Origin of the sequence: Marinobacter sp. M5B, assembly GCF_042604615.1 — a bacterium.
Lineage (GTDB): Bacteria > Pseudomonadota > Gammaproteobacteria > Pseudomonadales > Oleiphilaceae > Marinobacter > Marinobacter salarius.
This window is the reverse complement of sequence record NZ_CP156894.1, coordinates 2170100-2191942: the sequence shown is the minus strand read 5'-3', so window position 1 is coordinate 2191942 and position 21843 is coordinate 2170100. Positions and strand designations below refer to the sequence as shown.

Here is a 21843-nt window from a genome sequence, read left to right as displayed (position 1 = left end):
AACGCATCCCATCAGCGAGTATAGATCGTCATCTGTGAATCGGGATGGAAGCGGATATTGTCGAGTGCAATGTTCCCCATGGAAGGTCCCTGACTGCCGCTGACCCGTATATTGTCCATGCGGATCTGTTCGATCCTTTCCGGGAACGCCAGGGTGAGCCCGCCATCGTCACGAACCGTGTAACGGGGAACATCATCCCGATAATGCACACCGGATATCGTAAGATCAGAATCCAGGAAGTTCAGCACCGGCACGAAAATGTTCGCTGTTAGTTTCAGGCCTTCGATGACATCCGGATCAGTCTCTCCCGTCCCGTCATGACTTCCGCCCATGGCGGACACCGTGGCGATACGATCCAACAAGGATTGATCACCCTGCCCCGACACACCGGCCAGCTCGTCGTCATTCAGTGGCGCCAAACCGGCACGCTCGTACAATTGCGCGGCGTCGGTAACGTCCCGTGAATCATTCGTGGTGCTGCCAGCGGCAAAACTGACCAGCGGCTGAAAAGGTAATACCGCCATGGTGACCAGTGCAGCCGCGTTGCGGTAACGGGATTGGTGCTTGAGCACCCGATGCAGCTCACGCTCGGTAATCCAGCCGGACTGTATAAACACCTCGCCGAGCCGTTGACCGGTCTCATGCTGTAGGCGCAAGCCCTCTTCCAACTGAATTTCGGAAAGGTATCCCCGGTTTATCAGCAACCGACCGAGACGGGATTTTTCTTCGAAGCCCTGACGGATTTTCAAGGTATGCCTCCAATAGCTTCACAGTGATTGCCGTACAACCTGGCCCGGTCAGAGTGCATTAATGTCACTGATGCGATAAAAGGTTAGCTGATGGTCATGAACCCCGCAGGGAATATGCCCGACTTGACAAGTATTATCTGCTAACATCCTGCAACAGACTGGATTCATGGGAACGGTATCGCAGCAAACATTCCCGAAGCTACCTACTATTCCCTGAACTAACTACGTGAGCCATTATAGAATGACAAATTCCGTAAAACCGTTTCGTTATGTGATGCAAATCGCTCTATCTGTAACCTTCATGCTGGGTATCGGCAACTGCCTGGCGGCAGAAGGGCAACAGAATGAGCTGCCCCAGGTGATTATTGAAACCAGCGAAGGTGCCATTGAGGTGACCCTGCGCCCGGACATCGCTCCCGAGACCGTTGAGAATTTCATCACCTACGCCAAAAACGGTTTCTACGAGGGAACACTGTTCCATAGGGTCATTCCAGGTTTCATGATCCAGGGTGGCGGTTTTGACCAGGATCTGAAGCAGAAGCAAACCCGTAGCCCCATCCGGAACGAAGCCAGGCCAACCGCCAAAAACCTTCGCGGTACCATCGCCATGGCCCGCACAAGCTCACCGGACTCCGCCACCTCCCAGTTTTTTATCAACCTGACCGACAACGATTTCCTGAACGCAGGTGTCCGCGGCCCGGGCTACGCGGTATTTGGCAAGGTGACAGGGGGAATGGGTGTCGTGGATGCCATCGCCAGCAAGAAAACGGTGAGATCCCGAGGCATGGCGGATGTACCCCAGGACCCCGTCATTATTCGTAGCGTTTCGGTTCGGCAAACCGATACCGCGACAGAGTAGCCCGTTAAGCCTACTGACCGGATACAACGATCGTGACTGACCTCAGCCTCCCCTCCATTGAAACCGCCGACATTGATTGGAGCAATGGCGCGCCCCGCTGTCGCCGCTTTGGCGATGTTTACTTCTGCAGCGAGAATGGCCTTGAAGAAGCGCGATACGTGTTTATCGGCCAGAACCGGCTTCGCGAACGTTTCTCCTTATTGCCCGCCGCATCCTCCTTCGTCATCGCGGAAACGGGGTTTGGCACTGGCCTGAATTTCCTCGCAGCCTGGCAAGCCTGGAATGAAACAGCCACACCACGCCACGGTTGCCTGCATTTCGTCTCCGCCGAACGCCACCCGTTGACTCCGGAGGACCTTGCCCGAGCACTTACGATGTGGCCGGAGCTCAAGGCCTACGCTGACCAACTGCTCGAACAGTATCCTGCCCCAACCTCCGGCACCCATCGCCTGGTGCTCGCCGGTGGTCGTGTCAGGCTCACACTTTTTTTCGGCGATGTGGCCGATGCCTGGCGTGAGCTGGATTTTCAGGCGGATGCCTGGTTCCTGGACGGTTTCGCGCCCGCCAAAAATCCGGGCATGTGGACGAGTGAAGTCATCGACGCGATACCGGGCCACAGCAAGCCCGGCGCGACGCTCGCCACCTTTACATCCGTTGGCGAGGTGCGGCGACGGCTGATTGCTGCTGGTTTCGCCATGCGAAAAGCACCCGGATTTGGCCAGAAGTGGGACATGTTGACCGGTACACTGGGTGACGCCACCAGTCCCGGAACACCACCAGCCGCGAACGATGTTGAATCCATTGCCATCATCGGCGCCGGGGTTGCCGGTAGCCTGCTCGCCCGGAACCTGGCGGAGCGGGGATTGCATGTCACGGTGATTGACCAGGCTCAAGAGGCTGGAACAGCCGCTTCTGGCAATATCCAGGGGGCGCTGTATGTCAAACTGGGCATTGAGTTCAATGATCAGGCAAAGCTCGGTCTCTCATCGTTGCTGTTCAGTCAACGTTACTATCAACAGTTCGGCGGGGAGCACTGGCATCCTTCCGGGCTTGTTCAACTGGCGCACAGTGATAGCGAGCAAGACCGTCAGAACCGCTTCATCGCCCGCAACGACTACCCAAGCGCCATATTGCAGCAGATCAGCCCGGAACAGGCGTCTGAGCTTGCCGGCATTCCGCTGACTCGGGGAGGCCTCTGGTTCCCTCGCAGTGGATGGCTTGAACCCGGTGGCCTTTGCCGGGATTTGATAGAGCACGAGCGGATTTTTCAATGTTTTGGGTTTGACGTCCACCGACTTACCCCTTGCAACGGCAAATGGCATATCGCAGGCAACGGCGAGCAGGATGTTGTGGTCGACCAGGTGGTAATATGCGCCGGCCATCAGACACCGGACCTGATTCCGCTGAAGGGCGGCTTCCGTTTTCGCGCAATTCGGGGGCAAGTAACCCACTTGCCAGCGAAGGCGGTGAAGTGCCCTGATGTAGTGGTATGTGGATCAGGGTATCTCAATCCCGCCCACGGTGGCATGACACTGGCGGGTGCCACCTTCGATCTTCATGACTCATCGCCAACCCTGTCCACCGAAAGCCACCGGGATAACCTGTCAATGCTGGATGCGATGGTTCCAGGCGCGGTAGACAGGGATTCGGGCGACGTTGATCCGGCAAAACTCGATGGTAAAGTCGGGTTTCGTTGCACTACCCATGATTATCAGCCGGTCGCTGGTCCGCTAATGGACGCTTATGGGCAACCACTGGAAGGCATCAACCTGTTTACCGGCTTGGGCAGCAAGGGGTTGAGTTACGCTCCCCTGCTCGCAGAGTACCTTGCCGACCGGCTCTCCGGGCAGCCTGTCTGCCTCCCCGGATCCCTCGCAAAACGGGTCGCGACGGGCCGCTGCCACCGCGTGGAAATAACAGAGCAGGAAACTATTAGCGCCTGAAGAAATCCAATTGTCTGCCGATAACCGGAGAAGGCCCTGTTGTAACCGGAGCAGATCATTATGTCCATTCATGTCAGTGAACCCGGCAGACCCGTTGGGACGCGCCTGCCGGAGATATTCCGGGGCCGCCGCGTAGGTGACGTTACAGAACTGAGCGAATCCCACAATATCGATGTCCAGCACAGTGAGGCAACCGACGCCGAGTTCCAGCTTGCTGCCCGCTCCGGCCGGCAGCGTGCCATTGAGGAATACGGTGCCGCAGCGTCCGGTGAACCCAAAGAGCGACGGGCCTACCTGCCGGTATCCCAGATCTGCACCCCTGCCCTGCACTCTCTGCCAGCCACCGCAAGCGTTGCTGACGCGATGGATGCCATGGATGAAAACGGCGTTAACCATCTCGTGATTACCGCAGACGGTAACGTAGCAGGACTCGTGGATCTACGCTGGTTACTGGCCTGGCTCCACGAAACCGATGCGAACGCCATGAGCGCGAGCTTCGTGAATATCGAACTACCAGCCTTCCTGACCTCGTCGCCCGAGACCGATGCCCACCAGTTGGCAAGGCTGATGCTCGCCCACCAACTGAATGCGGCCCTGGTGGTTGATGAGCGGGGCCAGTCAACAGGTATCGTCACCAGCACTGATTACCTGAAGTTGTACGCCAACGCCAGCCGGCACGAGGGTAGCGTATAGCAGTGGGCACATCGCCCGCATTCGATTAATGCAACGGCAGCCCCTCTCCAGTAAACAGCCGAACCTCCCAGGTCTCAGAGGCACCACTGATGATTTTGACCAGGGCCGTTATTTCGTCATCGCGGTAATTTTCCAGCCGTTCTATTTCGCCCTCTGCGCCTTCCAGCGGCAACTGAGTTCTCCATTCGCGGCTGCGGTCAGTGCCATCATCGCTGCTTTCGTCCAGCGAAACTCTCGCCAGGATCGGATGAATCTGGCTGTTTCCTTCGCTCTCGCTGAAATTACCGTTGGTACTTCCTGCAACCAGGATATCCCGGTCGTAAGTGCGCACCGCACGTAGCGACTCAGTGGATGTATCATCCGTGTCATTGAACGTAAAAGCGCGGGTGACATCGCCCAACGCTGTGTAAGACAACGCAAAACCGGCCTGGCTGTTGATCTGACGGCGCTGCAGTGAGCGGTTTCCGTCGCCAGACTCGACGCGATAATTGCCGGTACCCTGGCCCACCAGCCAGACATTGTTCGTCCCGTAGATGCCGTCGGAGAGATCTTCGTTGCCAGAGGTGCCACGCTGCCTGACGTTAATCGTACTGTCTGCGCTGGAGGCGATATAAAAAAACGCGTCTTTTCCGCCAAGTTGGGGTTGGCCACTCACCGCGCCTGAGGAATCCCCGATCAGCAGCGGACTGCTGGTGGACGTACTGCCTCCCACAACCGACTCATCATGCCCTGCCGATCCTACCTGTCTTGTCCAGGCAACCACCGGCACAACCGAGTTGCCGTCAACGGTGGTGTCGATTCTCTGGAGAAAACTGTCCACGCCACCAGCAGCGTTTTCGTTCGGCCACTGGCCATCGGTTTCCCCGGCGTTCACGACGTAACCACCATCTTCATCGATCCCGGTCCATCGCGGAAAATCATCACCGGATGTGCCGGTCACAATGCTCCAAACCGGTACATAACTGTCCGGATCCTGAGCAGTGTCGAAGAAGTAAAGCAGGGTATGAACATCCACACCATTGCCGGCAGGGGCACCGTCCGGTGTCTGTTCACTGCCGAACGACACAACGAATTCGTAGCGGGTAACGTCGTCATCTCCTTCTTTAAAGTTACGTTCGACAAAACCGATAACCGGTTCTCCACCCTGGGCAATAGCGGCCTCTGACAACGGCTGCTCCGTTACTGCCCCTTTCTGCGTGACGATACGTACCCAGGGACGGTCACCATCATCGATACGATAGCCTGCGATGAAAAGACGACCGTTGTGCCCGAAAGCCGTGTCGGTGGGAACAAAGGCCGCACTGTTGCCCACCTCAAGCGGTGAAGTCAGTTCGTTGATGTTCACCCTTAGTTTGTCGGCATCCGCCGAGGCCGCGAAATTCTCCCTTCCGGACTGATAACGTTCGTCCAGACCCAAAAGAAGGAAACGATCGTTTTCCAGCTGGCCGTTGGTGTAGTCGGCGGGAATGCGGATACGAAAGCGCATCTCCTCAACGCCCTCGGCAAAGGTGAGAAGATCCCCTTCCACCCATTCACCGTCCTCGTCCCGGACCTCCACAAGGAAATCCTCCCCTAGGAGCACATCGGAGTCATCATCCTCTCCAAGTTTCACGCTATAGGCACCGGCACGTTCGCCGCTGATTAACGCAACATACTCCCGAACATCACCGACATTAAGCGCATCTCGGGTGCCACCAGCCCCGGTTTCCAGTCGCACTGTTGGCTCGTTGTCCGCAATCCGCAGTAATTCCCTGACCCCGGAATTGGAACTGCCAAGCCCGGCGAGGCCGGACCTTACCTCGGTCAGTCGGATGTTCAGGGTTTCCAGGGGTTCGGCCTCGGTGTCCTCAATGACTTCCAGGCGGATGTAACATTCGGTGATTCCGGGTTCGAGAGTGATCACCCCCTTGGAGAGGAACCCATCATCGTCTGGCTGATATTGAAGATAGGAAGGCACTGGTAAGGTCGGTTCGCTCTGTGTGCCCAAACCGACAATGTCCTTGCCGATGATCGCCTCATTGTCGTTGGCGGCCCCATTTTCACAACGCTGATGAGGGGGATCAATATCCTCGTCACAGCGTTGTGGATTGAAGCTGGAGTCCAGTTCAAAGGCCACCGACACACGGGTGACAGAAGGCTGATCAAGCAGTACGCGCACAAGAACGGGATAGGTGTCGCTGGTGCGTTGAACGGTTCTAACAACGGCACCATCATCGTCGTACTCGTTCACCTCATATGTCTGGCGACCGATGTCTCCGATCTCCGGAGCCTCGCACCGATTATCCCGTTCTTCCGGCGCCTCGAACGCCTCTCCCTCGGTAAAATCGTCGATGGCCAGGCTGAGCACGTTTTCCCGGACTTCAATGTCAAATGGCTGTGTACCGGCCGCACGGCCATCATTGCCAACCAGAGTGATGTTCTCCGTGGTGCCCAGGTCATCACGCCCCCTCGATCCACCGGTCAGGCCCGGAACGCCCCGCATGATGACACCCTGGCGTGCCTTGTTACTGGTGTCTTCCAGAGCCAGCCAGGATGGTGCATTGGTGAGCGAGTAATCGAGAATATCGTCGCTGTCGAAAGCGCCAAAATTGTAGGCGTATTCAACGCCCAGATAGGCTTCGTCCGGCGGTGTTCCCAGAATGTAGGGGTCTTCGGCGTCCTGTTCGGTCTTGCAACCGCCAATGGCAACCAGGATCAGTGACAGCAGAACAATACAGCCCCCGCGAGGAAAACAGCGAAGAGCACAGGAGAGGCAAGAGAACGAATCGGCGCGCATGAAAAAGTCCGTTTCAGAGCATTGTTTTTATAGGTGCTTTACACACCGTTACAGAACAAGCTCATGGTAATCAATTTCACGGAGGCAGGATCTGCGCGAGTTCTCAGATTCAGGCCACGGACGAACCATCGTGTGCGCCGTGGCCAGGGGTTTATTCCAGGCCGTGGGTGCCAAGAAAATCGACGAAGGCGGACTCGTCCATTACCGGGACTCCCAAATTCTCGGCTTTCGTCAGCTTCGAACCGGCGGCTTCGCCGGCAACAACACAGGAGGTCTTGCCGGAGACGCTTCCCGCTACTTTGGCCCCAAGGGACTCCAATTTCGCCTTGGCGTCATCCCTCGTCATGTCGGACAGTGACCCCGTCAGTACCCAGGTCTCTCCCTTCAGCGGCTTTTCACTGGCGGTGATCTCTTCGGTCTGCCATTGAACCCCCGCGTCTTTCAGGGCCTGAATGGTTTCCTGGTTGTGGGTCTGGTCGAAGAAACTACGAATGTGGCCGGCGACAATGGGCCCAACGTCAGACACCGACTGCAGGGCATCCTCGTCAGCCTCACCAATGGCTTCCAGGGTGCCAAAGTGGCTGGCCAGGGCCTTGGCGGTTGCCTCGCCCACCTCCCGGATACCAAGGGCATACAGGAATTTCCAAAGGACCGGGTGGCGGGAGCGATCAATGGCATCGATCAGATTACCCGCGGATTTATCACCCATACGTTCAAGGCCCGTCAAATCGGCTTTCTTTAACAGGTACAGATCCGCAACCGTGGTGACCAGTTCCCTGTCCACCAGAATATCAATCCACTTGTCCCCTAGCCCTTCTATGTCCAGCGCCTTTCGGGATGCATAGTGCCGGATGGCCTCCTTGCGCTGTGCCGGGCAGAACAGCCCGCCGGAACAGCGGGCCACTACCTCGCCCTCGATCTGCACAATGTCAGACTGGCATACCGGGCAGGCGTCCGGAAGCTGGACCTCACGGGCATTGTCAGGGCGCCGTTCGGTAACAACCTTGACCACTTGGGGAATCACATCCCCCGCCCGTCGAACGAACACGGTGTCTCCGATACGGACACCCAGTCGTTGGATTTCGTCCATATTATGCAAAGTGGCATTGCTTACGGTGACGCCTCCCACAAATACCGGCTTGAGCCGGGCGACTGGCGTAATCGCGCCGGTACGGCCGACCTGAAATTCCACGTCTTCAATGACCGTCAGCTCTTCCTGCGCCGGAAATTTCTGGGCAATGGCCCATCGGGGGGCTCGGGAGACAAACCCCAACTGCCGCTGCAATGCCAGGCTGTTTACCTTGAAGACAATGCCATCGATTTCATAAGGTAGGCTGGCACGCTTATCCATCAGCTCATTGTAAGCCTGCAGACAGTCCTCCGCGCCGGTCGCCCGACGCATCTCAGGGTTGATCCGGAAACCCCAGGCACCAACCTGTTGCAGCCCTTCCCAATGGGTGGCGGGCAGCCGGCTTTCGTCCTCAAGCGCGACACTGTAGGCGCACAATTCGAGTGGACGTCGGGCCGTCACGGTGGGCTTTTTCTGTCTCAGACTGCCGGCGGCAGCATTACGGGGGTTAACAAACGTCTTCTCTCCTTTGTCCGCCAGACGTTTGTTCAGGGTTTCGAACCCTTCCCGGGGCATATAGACCTCTCCCCGGACCTCCACCAGCTCAGGGACGTTGTCACCACGAAGTCTCAGGGGCACCGACGGGATGGTACGGATGTTGGCGGTGATATCCTCACCTGTATAGCCATCACCGCGTGTAGCGGCCCGGGTCAGCACGCCAGATTCGTAATGAAGACTAACCGCCAGCCCATCCAGTTTGGGCTCGCAGACATACTCAATGTCGTCTTCGGTCTTGAGCCGATCTCTCACCCGGCGGTCAAAGTCCCTCAGTTCTTCATCACTGAACGCATTGTCCAGGGAAAGCATGGGGATACGATGGACAACTTCCTCAAAGGTGGTTTCCACCGATGCCCCCACCCGGCGAGTGGGGGTATCAGGCGTCACAATATCGGGGTATTGCGCTTCGAGGTCCTGTAATTCCCGAAACAGGCGGTCGTACTCGGCATCCGGAACCCGGGGATCGTCCAGAACATAGTACTGATAGTTATGCTCAGTGATGATATCCCGGAGTTCTCCGGCCCGGCTGATAACGTCGGGAGAGGCTTTGGTCATTGTCTGGGGGATCGTTGTTTACGTTCAAATTCGCGGATGCGTTGGCGGCAGTGTTCAATGGTTTGCGGGGTCATCACGCTGCGGCGCTCGTCCTTCAGTTCACCGCCAAGATTGCGCACCACGCACTGCGCCGTTTCCAGCATGAACTCAAAGGCCTGCATGGAATTGGTAGGCCCGGGCATGCTCATAAAGAAGCTGATACCCGGCGTCGACAGGGCTGGCATATCCTCGGGCTTGAAGGTACCGGGCTCAACAGCACTGGCCACGCTGAACTGCACCGGACTGGTGGTATCTGACTGTTCGTGGCGATGGTAGATATCCATGTCGCCATGTTCCAAGCCACAAGCTTCGAACAGCGCCTTGAGTTTGGTGCCCTCGAAATTCTGCTCACTTTTCGCCAACACATTGATAACCACCACTTCCCGGGCCTCCGGCCGGTTGGCTCCGGCGAGGGGCTGCCCGGATTGCCGTGCTGTGGCTTCCCGCCTTGCCGTGTCTTCCTCGACCTCGGTGGTTACCGTGGGGGGAACCTCTTCGTGGTCCGGGCCAGAATCCGCTATGTCGGTTTCCGGCTCCTCGTCTACTGCCCCCCAACCGATGTCAGAATCGTAGTCAACGTCACTGGGTTCACTGGCGGCCAGATTTTCCGGCTCCGGTTCACGCTCTGCAGTCAGCTCTTGGGAGTCATCCTTACCCGTCGCGCCGGCGCTGCTGACCACCGGCCTGGTCGGTTTGGGCTCGGGCTTGGCGAAACGGCTCTTTTCCGGTTTGACGTAGCCGCGCTCTTCCAGCGTGTCACGTGAAATGGTTCGCGCCCCACCATTTGGGAGCTCAGGGTTGTAGTCCTGGTCCAACGGGGAATCGTCAAGATCGTCCGCGCCCATGCCAGAGGATATCGCGATTGATTCCTTACGGGCGCGCCTCATCCGGCGCAGGCCATCAATCACAATACCGAGTATAACCAGGGTACCGATGGCAATTAACCATTCCCTAAGAGACATAGTGGTGCTGTCCTGTTTGCAGATCAGATATCGTTGCTACTCTAAGAAAAGCCTGTAATGAATACAACGCAAACACAGGCCAGATGGCAGTTTTGTCATTTTTGCACGAACCTTGACCGCCTGTCCGCCAGCGACATGTCATCATGCTTCAGCCAACGCGGCAGCCTCGTCAACATCTACCGATACCAGCCGTGAGCATCCGGGCTCATGCATCGTGACCCCCATCAGTTGGTCGGCCATTTCCATGGCGATCTTGTTGTGGGTAATGTAGATGAACTGTACCTGTTTTGACATTTCCTTGACCATGTTGGCGTACCGCCCCACGTTAGCGTCGTCCAACGGAGCATCCACCTCATCCAGCATACAGAACGGAGCCGGATTAAGCTGGAAGATGGAGAACACCAATGCAATGGCCGTCAGTGCTTTCTCCCCGCCGGAGAGCAAATGAATGGTGCTGTTTTTCTTGCCCGGCGGTCTTGCCATGATGGCAACCCCCGTTTCCAGCAGGTCCTCACCCGTAAGCTCAAGGTACGCATTGCCGCCACCGAACACTTTCGGGAACAGCGCCTGGAGCCCCCCATTGACCTGATCGAACGTCTCCTTGAAGCGCTGCCGGGTTTCGCGATCGATCTTGCGTATGGCGTTGTCCAGGGTCTCCAGCGCTTCCATCAGATCTTCATGCTGACTGTCCAGATAGGTCTTACGCTCACTCTGAACCTGATACTCCTCGATGGCCGCAAGGTTGATGGCACCCAGACGCTGAATCCGGGACCCGATTTTCTCGAGGTCTTCGGCCCAGGCTTTCTCGCTGGCATCTTCAGGCAACGTGGACAGCACTTCCTGCAGGCGGACATCCAGTTCCTCGAGCTGCTCCAGGTGATTGCCTGCACGAATCTCCAGGGCCTGGGATTCCATTTTCAGCTTCTCGAGGCTGGCACGGACGTCCTGGATGGTATGTTCTATGCGGCTGCGACTTTGCTCCCGATCACGCACCTCCTGATCAATTTCTTCAAGCGCGTCTCGGGCAGCACCCAACTTTTCCTCTTCAGCCAAGCGCCTGTCCAGCAGGCCTTCCAGCTGCATTTTCAGATCTTCAATGGGCTCTTCGGCGTTTTCGCGGCTTTCACGGAGAATGTCGAGTCGCTCGTCCAGACGCTCTTTCTGCAATTGCATTCGATCAATGGTCTGACGCAAGCCATCGCGCTGGCTGTTCAAAGACTGAAGCTGGAGTTGTAACTGGTGGGCGTGATCGCGATCGTGCCGAGCCTCCTGGCGAAGCCGGTCAAGGTTTTCACGCAGCACGTCCCGACGCTCAAGCAGCCGCTCCTTCTCTTCATCGCTGTCTTCCGTCGATGCCAGGGCCTGCTGCCACTCCTCGCGGGTTTCCAGCAGTTGTCCCTGCTGCTCCTCGAGATTCATGGACACGTCAGCAAGATCGTCACGAATGCGTTGGAGCCTCGCATCAATCTGTTCCGCACGCGCCTTCAGACCACTGATCTTGGATGACAGGGTGGCGAGTTCCCGATCAGCATCCGCCAGCCGGCCCTGGGCATCGTCCCTGGCAGCTTCCGCCCGTTCTGACTGTTCCAGCAACCGGTCCAGATTATCGGTGGCGGCTTCCAGGGAGGCTTCCGCCTGCTCCAGCTCTGCTGTCAGTGCGGTGACTTTCTTCTGGCGTTCGATTACGCCAATCTGGGCCGCGTCGGAATCGGGCATCAACACCCAGTCAGCGGACAACCAGGCACCCGCGGGGGTAATGACACTCCTGCCCGGCGCCAAACCTTTCTGCCGTTCCAGCGCGTCCTCCATGGACTCCGCGGTATCAACAAGCGCCAGCAAGGATGCCATGCCCCCGGCACCGGATACTTTGCTTGCGAGCCCCGTTGATGGACCATTGGCGCTGGAGTCACTATTCACCAGGGCCAAACCTCGGGGAGCATCAGCCATGTTGGCATGCACTGCTCCCAGCCCCGGTACGCTCAGCCCCTGGCTGAAGCGCCCAATTACCTGCTCTACCGCAAATTCCCAGCCATCGTCGATACGAAGTTGCGTGGCCAGTCGTGGGCTGTCGCTAAGGCTGTGTTCATTGAGCCAGGCCTGCAGGGTGTCGTCCTGGCTGCCCATCTGTTCATCCAACAAGGCCTGCTGGGATTCAAGCGATGCCCTCAGACTCTGGACCTGCTGGCGCGCCTCTGTGGCAGCCTGATCTGCATCCCGCTGGTGGTGGCGTGCCTCCTGGAGTTCGTCCTGGACAACGTTGATTCGCTCCGAGGCTTCCTCACTCTGAAGCTCCAGGGTTTCCTGCTGCTCCAGCAGGTCGTCCAGTTCCGCCCGATCAACCTGCCCTTCAAGCAAATCCTGTTCTTCACGAAGCCGTTGTTGACGGGTGCGCAGTTGTTCAATGGCATTTTCCTGGGAACGGATACTGGACTGGGCAAGTTCCGCCTGTCGGCGCGCATCCGCTGAACGGGAACTGAAATCCTCCCAGTTGTGCTGCCATTCGCTCATGGCATCCTCGGCACTCTGGAGCTTCTCTCCGGACTCCTCCGACTTCAGGACCAGCGCCTCCTGTTCGGGCTCCAACATATCCAGTTCTTCCTGGATGCCCGCCAGTTTCTCTTCATCCTGTTCCAGTTCCCGAGCCAGTTCGCGCTGATTGGCCATGGCCTGGTCCAGTTCCGCGGCCGTCTGGCGGCTGCGCTCTCGTTGGTGCTCAAGGCTCTGCTCAATGCGGGCAATATCGGCACCGGCTTCGTAGTAACGCGCCTGCGCCCGATTGAAATGTTCGTTACGTTCCTGATGGCCGTCCCGCAGGGATTCAAGAGCTGTTTCCAGGCTGACACGTTCAGACAGCTGCTTCTCGAGCTCGAGCTCGGTATCCCGGATGCGAGTGCGCCAGGTCTGAAGATCGGTGTCCAGGGACTGCCAGCGCAACACCGTCAGCTCGGCCTTTTTCTGGCGCTCTTCCTGTTTGTAGGCTTTGTACTTTTCCGCCGACTGAGCCTGACGCTCAAGGTGTTGCAGCTGCCTGCCGAGCTCGTCCCGAAGATCCGTCAGGCGTTCCAGGTTCTCCTGGGTCCGGCGGATGCGGCTTTCGGTTTCCTTGCGACGTTCCTTGTACTTGGAGATACCCGCCGCTTCCTCGATATACACCCGCAACTCTTCCGGCTTGGCCTCGATCAACCGCGAGATCATTCCCTGCTCGATGATGGCGTAGCTGCGGGGGCCCAGCCCGGTCCCGAGGAAAAGATCGGTAATGTCACGGCGCCGGCATTTGGAGCCGTTCAGGAAGTATTCCGACTGCCCCTCGCGGGAAACACGGCGGCGTACCGAAATTTCATTGAAACGTACGAACTCGCCGGGCGCCGAACCGTCGCTGTTGTCGAACACCAGTTCTATGGAGGCCTGGCCAACCGGTTTACGCGCACTGGAACCGTTGAAGATAACGTCCGACATGGACTCGCCACGCAGATACTTGGCCGAGCTTTCCCCCATCACCCAGCGAACCGCATCGATGATATTGGACTTGCCACAACCGTTAGGGCCCACGACTGCTGTCATGTTGGACGGAAACGGCACCGTGGTCGGGTCAACGAAAGATTTGAAACCGGATAACTTGATGGACTTCAGGCGCATATCAGGCGCTCACCTCTTCCCTGAGAATACTCAGTACCTGTTCACGCTGATGTTCGCCAAACTCACAGATGGCGGTTTCAAGGCCGGCGGCGTCGTCACGCACCGCTGCGTCCGCAAGTTGCCGGAAAAACCGCCCGGTTTCCGCCAGTTCATCGCGGAAGTTCTCCAGTGCGACGAAATAGGTCCGGCTGATCGCAGGCCGGAAGTTTTCCAGGGTTTCCTCAAGGAACGGATTTTCCACCAACCCATAGGCGTAGCGCATTACTCCGAATCCGGCATCAATGACCTGCTCGGCAGCATCTCCGCCGGAGGAATTGAGTGCATCAATGACCGCCTGAAGCTCCCGCACCTGACCCATAACGCCAGACAGTTCACTGCCGGACCAACGCTCAAGTACCTTCCGCCCCAGCATGCACAGCAAATCAATGTAGATATCATAGAGGCTGTTGACCAGCTCCGGAGTCAAACGGGACACCACGGCACCACGCCGAGGAAAGATATCCACCAGATGACGGCGTTGGAGAATCAACAACGCCTCGCGCACGGAACCGCGACTGACATTCAGCTCACCGGCAACCTTGAGTTCCTGGATTCGCTCGCCCGGCCTCAGGTCGCCGGTCACAATGCGCTGCCCCAGGTGCTGGGCTATCTGTTCGGAAAGACTTTCGGGGGCCTGAAACCTCATAAAGTTGGTCGCTCACTCGCTACTGGCAGCAAAGAATAAGCGCAGAAGTTTACCACAGGCACCCGTGAGCCCAATCCCCTTGTCGGACATTTTAACGATCTGGTCATGCCGGCAAACGTATGCCGGAAATTTGACATGCTCGCCATCAAGTCTGTTTTAATCCTTGAAAAATCGAGAACAAAATCGCTATATCTAACTGTTATTGGGCACTAATTTACTTTTGGCCCCAATTATGCTTAACCAGAGAAAATACCTTTACAGGCAGCTTTAAGTGAAACAGATTCCGTCGATCAACAAGTCTGGACCACAACCTCAGAAACTCGCGGCCCTGAGACAGGCGCATCGCGACTGGAATGAATCTCCGGATGTGCTCACAAGGCTGACCCGAAGACTGTCCACGACACTCAGTCTGGAAACCCAACTGGCGATTCTGGCTGAAGAGATCGCCAGCGTAGTTCCTTACGACTGCCTGACTTATCGGCATACCATCGGTTCAAGGGATTTTGTCTATGTGACTGGCAAAGGCGGCCCCCACAGCTGTGATTATCGGCTCAATCTCGAAGGCGGTTTCTATGGCACGCTCTCTCTTAGCCGTCGACAGAAATTCACGGAACAGGAGCTCGAAGGCATAGAGCTGATGCTTGCGGCCACCATCTGCCCCATTCGCAATGCCTGCCAGTTTATTGCCATCGAACAGGCGTCACTGACGGATTGCCTGACCGGTGTTCCCAACAAGCGTGCTATGGACGAGGCGCTGTCCCGTGCCAGTTGTCTTGGCGACAGGCATGGAGAGCAGTATTCACTGATCCTGTGCGATCTGGATCATTTCAAGCAGGTGAATGACCAGTACGGCCATGTCGTGGGTGATCACATGCTGAAACTGGCGGCCGCCGAACTCGAGAAGGCTGTCAGAAACTCCGACAGTGTGTACCGCTTTGGTGGGGAAGAGTTCGCCATCCTGCTGGCCCATACCGACGAGGCGAACGCTCGTGACGTTGGCGACCGTATTCGCGAATTCATCAACACCATTGTGGTGAACTGCGGGGATACCAATGTAACGGTTACAGCGAGCTGCGGCGTAGCCATGAGACTGGCAGACGAGACCGCCGACCAGTGGCTCGCCCGCGCCGACGAAGCGTTGTATCGGGCGAAAGCCCATGGCCGCAATTGCACACGGGTTTTCGCCGCTATCAGCAACTGATCAGCGTTTTCCAGACTTTGCCGGTGGCTTGCCTGATGACTTCCGGCCCGTCGACGGGCCAGTACTATCAACCTGCCATCGCGCGCCGCCTGATTTACGCGGACCTGCCCCGGCCTGCTTACGACGCTTACGATCAAGAGTCTTTTGCTCAGACGGCGTCTTGGCCGGAATGTCCACAGGCTTCAAATCGACGGCTTTGCTCAGCGAATCCACGGCTTTCTGATCCAGCTCTTCCCACTTACCAACCGTCAGGCGGCTTGGCAGGAAAATCGGCCCGTAGCGCACACGCTTCAAGCGGCTGACCCTCACACCCTGGGATTCCCAAAGCCTGCGTACTTCACGATTACGGCCTTCCAGAAGCGTCACATGGAACCATTGGTTGATTCCCTTTCCTCCGGCCTCGCTGATATCCGAAAACTTCGCCATACCGTCGTCGAGCAGCACGCCCTCAGACAATCTTTTGATCATCGCCTCATCCACTTCGCCAAATACCCTGACCGCGTACTCTCGATCAATCTGGCGCGACGGATGCATCAGACGGTTGGCAAGTTCCCCGTCGGTGGTGAACAGCACCAGACCGGTGGTATTGATGTCGAGTCGCCCAATGGCAATCCAACGGTGATCGCGGAGCCGGGGAAGACTGTCGAATACCGTCGGTCGTCCTTCCGGGTCGCGTCGCGTGGTAACCTCACCTTCCGGTTTGTTGTAGATGAGTACACGCCTGACCACCTCGGCCCCGGCCGCAATGTCCAGGCGCTTGCCATCCAGCTCAATACGATCATCAACCGTAACTTTCTGCCCCGGCTCAACCGGATTCCCATTGATGCTCAGGCGACCGGCTTCGATCCAGGACTCGACTTCCCGACGCGATCCCACACCGGCTCGTGCCAGTAGCTTCTGTATGCGCTCCGGGCCGGAAACGGTGGTTTCATCCGGCTGCCGCTGTTCGGGTTTTCTGGGGCGATTGGCCGCCATGGATCTATCCTTAAAGAGTGACTGACGCCGGTGGCATCAGTGAAGTGTTTGTCCTGGCGCGTTATCGGGATTGGAGTCATCCCCATCGTCACCAGTATTCCGGGCCGGAGATTCAAATTCGATCTCGGCCTGCATGTTCTTTTCGATTTCCCGACCGATCTCTTCCAGATCCCGGATTTCTGACAAGGGCGGCATCTGGTCCAGACCTTCCAGATTGAAATAGTCCAGAAACTGACGGGTGGTGGCATACATAGCAGGCCTACCCGGCACGTCGCGGTGCCCGACTACCCTCACCCACTCCCGCTCAAGCAGCGTACGGACAATGTTGCTGCTGACGGTGACGCCCCGAATATCCTCAATCTCACCGCGGGTTATGGGCTGGCGATAGGCAACCAGCGCCAACGTCTCCAGCAGTGCTCGGGAGTACCTCTGGGGCTTTTCTTCGAATAAACGCCCCACCCACGGAGCAAACTCTTCCCGCACCTGAAGACGGTAACCACTGGCGGTTTTCTTCAGCTCGAATCCCCGCCCCTGGCAAGACTGCTCCAGCAAGACCAGTACATGCTCCATTATCTGACGGGCCGGGCACTCACCTTCTTCGAAAAGATCCCGTAACTGGTCGACCGATAAGGGTTTGCCGGCTGCCAGCAATGCAGCTTCGGTTATGGCCTGTATTTTCCGGAGATTGTCCTCGTTCATACCGCTCTCGCCCTGACATGGATCGGCCCCAGCACCTCGGCCTGGACCACTTCGATCAATTGCTCCTTGACCAGTTCCAGGGTCGCCAGAAAACTCACCACGACCCCCAATCGTCCCTCCTCTGGAGTGAACAGACTTTCGAATGTCACGAACTGGTCATCCCGCAGGACCGACAATATTGCCGACATACGTTCACGGGTGGATAAACGCTCCCTCTCCACGTGGTGGCTGGTAAACAGGTCTGCACGCTTGAGCACGCCCTGCAACGCAAACAGTATTTCCCGCAGTTCCACGTCCGGATGGGGCTGACTGGAAGGCATCCGGGGCAACGCTGCAGAGGCAACGAAATTGTCCCGTTCAAGCCGTGGCAAGTCGTCAATATCTTCCGCGGCCTGCTTGAAGCGCTCATACTGCTGGAGCCTGCGTATCAGCTCTGCCCGCGGATCGATGTCCTCTTCGTCCTCGGATTCCTGTCGCGGCAGCAGCATCCTGGATTTTATCTCCGCCAGGGTCGCTGCCATAACCAGATACTCTGCGGCCAGCTCGAACCGCATGGCTTCAACGGCGCCGATGTAATCCATGTACTGCTTGGTAATCTCACTGACATCAATGTCGAGGATGTCCATGTTCTGACGTCGGATCAGATACAGCAACAGATCCAATGGCCCCTCAAAGGCCTCAAGGAAGACCGCCAGGGCATCGGGAGGTATATACAGGTCACGAGGCAGATCAACCACCGGCTTACCTGAGACACGGGCAAGTGGCGCCTGCTCAACGGGCGCGCCGGGCGCCTCAGCTCCCTCATCCGCCGTCGTATTACCTGTGGTGTCCTCGGTCATGGTCTCTCCGGAATTGTCAGCGTCGGGGCTCAGCGGTAGTTCAGGCCCATGGCTGTCCGAACTTCCTCAAGGGTATCCCTCGCGGCATCCCTGGCATGCTCGCAGCCTTCTTCAATAATGGCGTGAACCAGGTCCGGATTGCCTTCATATTCACGAGCACGTTCATGCAGGGACCGCTGCTCTTCAATAATCGAGTCAATCAGCGGCTTCTTGCATTCCAGGCAACCAATGCCCGCCGAGCGGCAGCCGGTTTGCACCCATTCCTGGGTATCCGCATCGGAATAAACCTGATGAAGCCCCCAAACCGGACACTTCTCCGGTTCGCCCGGATCGGTACGCCGTACCCGCTGGGGGTCGGTCTGCATGGTGCGGATTTTCTGGGCGACGCTGTCAGGCTCTTCGCGCAAACCGATATAGTTGTTGTAGGACTTGGACATTTTCTGGCCGTCCAGTCCTGGCATCTTCGATTCCGGTGTCAGCAGGGGCTGGGGCTCCGGAAGGATCACCTTACCGCCACCTTCGATATAACCGTACAGCCGCTCACGATCGCCCAGGGAGATGTTCTGCTGCTCCTTGAGCAATGCCCGCGCCGTTTCCAGGGCTTCCATATCGCCCTCTTCCTGGTAACGCTTCTTCAGAGTGCGGTAAAGCTTTGCGTTTTTCTTGCCCATCTTGACGATGGCGCCCTCTGCCTGCTCTTCAAATCCCGGCTCACGGCCGTAGATGTGATTGAAGCGGCGAGCGACTTCGCGCGTGATTTCCACGTGGGACACCTGGTCTGCACCCACGGGTACCCGACCGGCCCGATACATCAAAATGTCCGCGCTCTGCAGCAGCGGATAGCCGAGAAAGCCGTAGGTGGCCAGGTCTTTCTCGCGCAGTTTTTCCTGCTGATCCTTGTACGTGGGTACACGCTCGAGCCAGCCCAATGGGGTAATCATCGACAGTAAAAGATGAAGCTCCGCGTGTTCCGGCACCTTGGACTGGATGAACATCGTTGAGGACCCGGGATTGACGCCTGCCGCGAGCCAGTCGATCACCATATCCCAGACGCTATCCTCAATGCCGCTGGGATCATCATAGTTGGTGGTTAACGCGTGCCAGTCGGCAACGAAGAAGAAGCATTCGAATTCATGCTGGAGTTTCACCCAGTTCTTCAGAACACCGTGATAATGGCCGAGGTGCAACTTGCCGGTGGGACGCATGCCGGACAAAATCCGTTGCTGGGAATCGACAGAACTCAAAGCATGAACTCCTTTTATTTATAGGGAACAGCCATCATATTGCAGGCTGACCGGGCATTATAGTCTTATGTGTGGCCCGCGTTAAGAAGGCATTGAAAAACCTGCGCTGACGCCAGAAAACAAAAAGCCCCCGGCAGTCCGCAAAACAGACCCGGGGGCTTTCATTCACCGGCGGTAGTTTACCAGCCAGTCACTTCCTTCAGCGCCTTGCCAATTTCAGCCAGGCTGCGCACAGTTTTGACACCGGCGTCGTTCAGGGCCGCGAATTTCTCATCCGCCGTACCCTTACCACCAGAGATAATCGCACCGGCGTGGCCCATACGCTTACCAGGAGGCGCCGTCACACCCGCGATGTAAGACACCACCGGCTTGCTGACGTTGTCCTTGATGAACGCAGCCGCTTCTTCCTCAGCGGTTCCGCCGATCTCGCCGATCATCACGATGGCTTCTGTCTGCGGATCGTCCTGCAGCAACTGCAGGATATCGATGAAGTTGGAGCCCGGAATCGGGTCACCACCGATGCCAACGCAGGTAGACTGGCCGTAACCGAAGTCGGTGGTCTGCTTGACCGCTTCGTACGTCAGGGTACCAGAGCGGGACACGATGCCCACTTTGCCCGGCTTGTGGATGTGGCCCGGCATGATACCGATCTTGCTCTCGCCTGGCGTGATCACACCCGGGCAGTTCGGCCCGATCATGCGAACACCCTTGCGATCGACGTACTCTTTCGCATAGAGCATGTCGATGGTCGGGATGCCTTCGGTGATGCAGACGATCAGCTGGATGCCAGCATCCGCAGCTTCAACGATGGCGTCTTTACAGAACGGCGCAGGAACATAGATTACGGTGGCTTCGGCGCCCGTCTTCTCGACCGCTTCACGCACGGTGTTGAACACCGGCAGGCCCAGGTGTTCGGTGCCGCCCTTACCGGGGCTTACGCCACCAACCATTTTGGTGCCATATTCGATGGCCTGCTCAGAGTGGAACGTACCCTGTGCGCCGGTAAAGCCCTGGCAGATAACCTTGGTGTCTTTGTTGATCAGGATGCTCATTATTTACCCCCCGCGGCTTTAACGACTTGCTCTGCCGCATTCGACAGACTGGTGGCGGCAATGATGTTAAGGCCACTGTCAGCGAGTACTTTAGTGCCCTTCTCGGCGTTGTTGCCTTCCAGACGCACAACCACAGGAACCTTGACGCCAACATCTTTTACGGCGCCGATGATGCCTTCGGCAATCATGTCACAGCGAACAATGCCGCCGAAGATATTGACCAGTACCGCTTTGACGTTGTCGTCAGACAGGATGATCTTGAACGCTTCGGAAACACGTTCCTTGGTGGCACCGCCGCCAACGTCCAGGAAGTTCGCAGGCTGGCCGCCGGACAGCTTGATGATGTCCATGGTACCCATGGCCAGACCAGCGCCGTTTACCATGCAGCCGATGTTGCCATCCAGCGCGACGTAGTTGAGTTCCCACTTGGCAGCTTCCGCTTCCCGGGAATCTTCCTGGGAGGGATCGTGCATCTCGTGGATCTTCTTCTGACGGTACAGCGCGTTACCATCAACGCCAATCTTGGCGTCCAGGCAGTGCAGGTCACCGGCTGGAGTGATAACCAGCGGGTTAATCTCAACCAGCGCCAGATCGCACTCCTCGAACAGTTTCGCCAGGCCCAGGAAAATCTTGGTGAACTGACCAATCTGCTTGCCTTCCAGACCGAGCTTGAACGCCAGCTCACGGCCCTGGTATGGCTGTGCGCCAACCAGCGGGTCGACTTCGGCCTTGAGAATTTTCTCAGGAGTTTCTTCGGCAACCTTTTCGATTTCAACACCACCTTCGGTGGAAGCCATGAACACGATACGACGAGTACCGCGATCAACAACCGCGCCCAGGTAGAGCTCCTGGTCGATATCGGTAAGGGACTCAACAAGAATCTTGCTGACTGGCTGGCCGTTTTCGTCGGTCTGGTAGGTCACCAGATTCTTGCCAAGCCAGTTCTCAGCGAAGGCGCGGATATCGTCCTTGCTCTTGACCAGTTTTACACCGCCGGCCTTGCCGCGGCCACCAGCGTGAACCTGAGCTTTTACTACCCAGGCGTCGCCGCCGATTTCGTCAGCAGCGGCCACTGCGTCTTTGGGGGTATCGCAGGCAATGCCCTTGGATACTGGCAGGCCATATTCAGCGAAAAGCTGTTTGCCCTGATATTCATGCAAATTCATAGTTAATGTCCCGCTTTCTGATGGAGGATAACCACATACGGAAATTGAACCCGCGCAGTGCGAATTCGGTTTGATGCGCCGGGGATCACCTCAGCGCATCCTTAACGCGACCGAAAACCAGCCGTTTTAATAGCAGCGGGGCG

16 protein-coding genes are annotated in these 21843 nt (G+C 57.3%); 4 read left to right on the top strand and 12 right to left on the bottom strand.

Going from position 1 to position 21843, the window contains the following annotated elements:
- Nucleotides 1-11 precede the first annotated feature (11 nt).
- Nucleotides 12-749, bottom strand: a complete 738-nt coding sequence (locus AAGD24_RS09900) for a pilus assembly protein PilB (protein WP_199447684.1) — start codon at nucleotides 747-749, stop codon at nucleotides 12-14.
- 241 nt (nucleotides 750-990) lie between these two features.
- Between AAGD24_RS09900 and AAGD24_RS09895 the strand changes: the two genes are divergently transcribed.
- The 3 genes from AAGD24_RS09895 to AAGD24_RS09885 are packed head-to-tail and all read left to right on the top strand — an operon-like array spanning nucleotide 991 to nucleotide 4244.
- On the top strand, nucleotides 991-1608 hold the full coding sequence (locus AAGD24_RS09895; RefSeq protein ID WP_379867292.1) for a peptidylprolyl isomerase: 618 nt from the start codon (nucleotides 991-993) through the stop codon (nucleotides 1606-1608).
- Between the two features lie 29 nt (nucleotides 1609-1637).
- Nucleotides 1638-3551, top strand: a complete 1914-nt coding sequence (gene mnmC, locus AAGD24_RS09890; RefSeq protein WP_379867329.1) for a bifunctional tRNA (5-methylaminomethyl-2-thiouridine)(34)-methyltransferase MnmD/FAD-dependent 5-carboxymethylaminomethyl-2-thiouridine(34) oxidoreductase MnmC — start codon at nucleotides 1638-1640, stop codon at nucleotides 3549-3551.
- Between the two features lie 60 nt (nucleotides 3552-3611).
- The gene (locus AAGD24_RS09885) at nucleotides 3612-4244 is read left to right on the top strand and encodes a CBS domain-containing protein (protein ID WP_126812834.1); all 633 of its coding nucleotides are present in this window, start codon (nucleotides 3612-3614) and stop codon (nucleotides 4242-4244) included.
- Nucleotides 4245-4269: 25 nt separating this feature from the next.
- On the opposite strand, the gene AAGD24_RS09880 is transcribed toward AAGD24_RS09885, so the two are convergent.
- The 5 genes from AAGD24_RS09880 to AAGD24_RS09860 all read right to left on the bottom strand — a co-directional run bounded on the left by AAGD24_RS09880 (nucleotide 4270) and on the right by AAGD24_RS09860 (nucleotide 14524).
- On the bottom strand, nucleotides 4270-7020 hold the full coding sequence (locus AAGD24_RS09880) for a hypothetical protein (protein ID WP_379867290.1): 2751 nt from the start codon (nucleotides 7018-7020) through the stop codon (nucleotides 4270-4272).
- A 151-nt stretch (nucleotides 7021-7171) separates the two neighbouring features.
- Nucleotides 7172-9202: an NAD-dependent DNA ligase LigA gene (ligA, locus tag AAGD24_RS09875; protein WP_379867288.1), complete on the bottom strand. Its 2031-nt coding sequence runs from the start codon at nucleotides 9200-9202 to the stop codon at nucleotides 7172-7174.
- A complete protein-coding gene (gene zipA, locus AAGD24_RS09870; protein WP_151982052.1) occupies nucleotides 9199-10203 on the bottom strand; it encodes a cell division protein ZipA in 1005 nt (334 codons plus the stop codon). The genes ligA and zipA overlap by 4 nt, the downstream gene beginning before the upstream one ends.
- Before the next feature lie 141 nt (nucleotides 10204-10344).
- Nucleotides 10345-13839, bottom strand: coding sequence for a chromosome segregation protein SMC (gene smc, locus AAGD24_RS09865; protein WP_379867287.1), 3495 nt, complete (start codon nucleotides 13837-13839; stop codon nucleotides 10345-10347).
- A gap of 1 nt (nucleotide 13840) precedes the next feature.
- Nucleotides 13841-14524 carry a GntR family transcriptional regulator gene (locus AAGD24_RS09860; RefSeq protein ID WP_036208039.1) on the bottom strand — a complete coding sequence of 228 codons (684 nt, stop codon included), beginning with the start codon at nucleotides 14522-14524 and terminating at the stop codon, nucleotides 13841-13843.
- Between the two features lie 271 nt (nucleotides 14525-14795).
- On the opposite strand from AAGD24_RS09860, the gene AAGD24_RS09855 reads away from it, so the two are divergent.
- Complete coding sequence (locus tag AAGD24_RS09855; RefSeq protein ID WP_036208043.1) at nucleotides 14796-15725, top strand: GGDEF domain-containing protein; 930 nt, start codon at nucleotides 14796-14798, stop codon at nucleotides 15723-15725.
- On the opposite strand, the gene rluB is transcribed toward AAGD24_RS09855, so the two are convergent.
- From rluB to sucC, 6 genes are all read right to left on the bottom strand, one after another.
- Nucleotides 15726-16700, bottom strand: coding sequence for a 23S rRNA pseudouridine(2605) synthase RluB (rluB, locus tag AAGD24_RS09850; protein ID WP_041333228.1), 975 nt, complete (start codon nucleotides 16698-16700; stop codon nucleotides 15726-15728). It abuts the gene before it with no gap.
- Between the two features lie 36 nt (nucleotides 16701-16736).
- Nucleotides 16737-17399 (bottom strand): SMC-Scp complex subunit ScpB, encoded by a 663-nt coding sequence (gene scpB, locus AAGD24_RS09845; protein WP_085680829.1) that lies wholly within the window; start codon nucleotides 17397-17399, stop codon nucleotides 16737-16739.
- Nucleotides 17396-18238 carry a ScpA family protein gene (locus tag AAGD24_RS09840; RefSeq protein WP_085680831.1) on the bottom strand — a complete coding sequence of 281 codons (843 nt, stop codon included), beginning with the start codon at nucleotides 18236-18238 and terminating at the stop codon, nucleotides 17396-17398. Before AAGD24_RS09840 ends, scpB begins: the two co-directional genes overlap by 4 nt.
- 29 nt (nucleotides 18239-18267) lie before the next feature.
- Entirely contained in the window at nucleotides 18268-19443 is a 1176-nt protein-coding gene (locus AAGD24_RS09835; RefSeq protein WP_379867327.1) for a tryptophan--tRNA ligase, read from the bottom strand.
- Between the two features lie 218 nt (nucleotides 19444-19661).
- Complete coding sequence (sucD, locus tag AAGD24_RS09830; RefSeq protein WP_036208055.1) at nucleotides 19662-20534, bottom strand: succinate--CoA ligase subunit alpha; 873 nt, start codon at nucleotides 20532-20534, stop codon at nucleotides 19662-19664.
- Entirely contained in the window at nucleotides 20534-21700 is a 1167-nt protein-coding gene (sucC, locus tag AAGD24_RS09825; RefSeq protein ID WP_085680833.1) for an ADP-forming succinate--CoA ligase subunit beta, read from the bottom strand. Before sucC ends, sucD begins: the two co-directional genes overlap by 1 nt.
- Nucleotides 21701-21843 lie beyond the last annotated feature (143 nt).

Excerpts from the sequence above, each read along its gene's own strand:
- AAGD24_RS09895 (WP_379867292.1), top strand. The coding sequence starts at position 991 with ATGACAAATTCCGTAAAACCGTTTCGTTATGTGATGCAAATCGCTCTA.
- AAGD24_RS09885 (WP_126812834.1), top strand. The coding sequence starts at position 3,612 with ATGTCCATTCATGTCAGTGAACCCGGCAGACCCGTTGGGACGCGCCTG.
- AAGD24_RS09880 (WP_379867290.1), bottom strand. The coding sequence starts at position 7,020 with ATGCGCGCCGATTCGTTCTCTTGCCTCTCCTGTGCTCTTCGCTGTTTT.
- ligA (WP_379867288.1), bottom strand. The coding sequence starts at position 9,202 with ATGACCAAAGCCTCTCCCGACGTTATCAGCCGGGCCGGAGAACTCCGG.
- zipA (WP_151982052.1), bottom strand. The coding sequence starts at position 10,203 with ATGTCTCTTAGGGAATGGTTAATTGCCATCGGTACCCTGGTTATACTC.
- smc (WP_379867287.1), bottom strand. The coding sequence starts at position 13,839 with ATGCGCCTGAAGTCCATCAAGTTATCCGGTTTCAAATCTTTCGTTGAC.
- AAGD24_RS09860 (WP_036208039.1), bottom strand. The coding sequence starts at position 14,524 with ATGAGGTTTCAGGCCCCCGAAAGTCTTTCCGAACAGATAGCCCAGCAC.
- rluB (WP_041333228.1), bottom strand. The coding sequence starts at position 16,700 with ATGGCGGCCAATCGCCCCAGAAAACCCGAACAGCGGCAGCCGGATGAA.
- scpB (WP_085680829.1), bottom strand. The coding sequence starts at position 17,399 with ATGAACGAGGACAATCTCCGGAAAATACAGGCCATAACCGAAGCTGCA.
- AAGD24_RS09840 (WP_085680831.1), bottom strand. The coding sequence starts at position 18,238 with ATGACCGAGGACACCACAGGTAATACGACGGCGGATGAGGGAGCTGAG.
- AAGD24_RS09835 (WP_379867327.1), bottom strand. The coding sequence starts at position 19,443 with ATGCGTCCCACCGGCAAGTTGCACCTCGGCCATTATCACGGTGTTCTG.
- sucD (WP_036208055.1), bottom strand. The coding sequence starts at position 20,534 with ATGAGCATCCTGATCAACAAAGACACCAAGGTTATCTGCCAGGGCTTT.
- sucC (WP_085680833.1), bottom strand. The coding sequence starts at position 21,700 with ATGAATTTGCATGAATATCAGGGCAAACAGCTTTTCGCTGAATATGGC.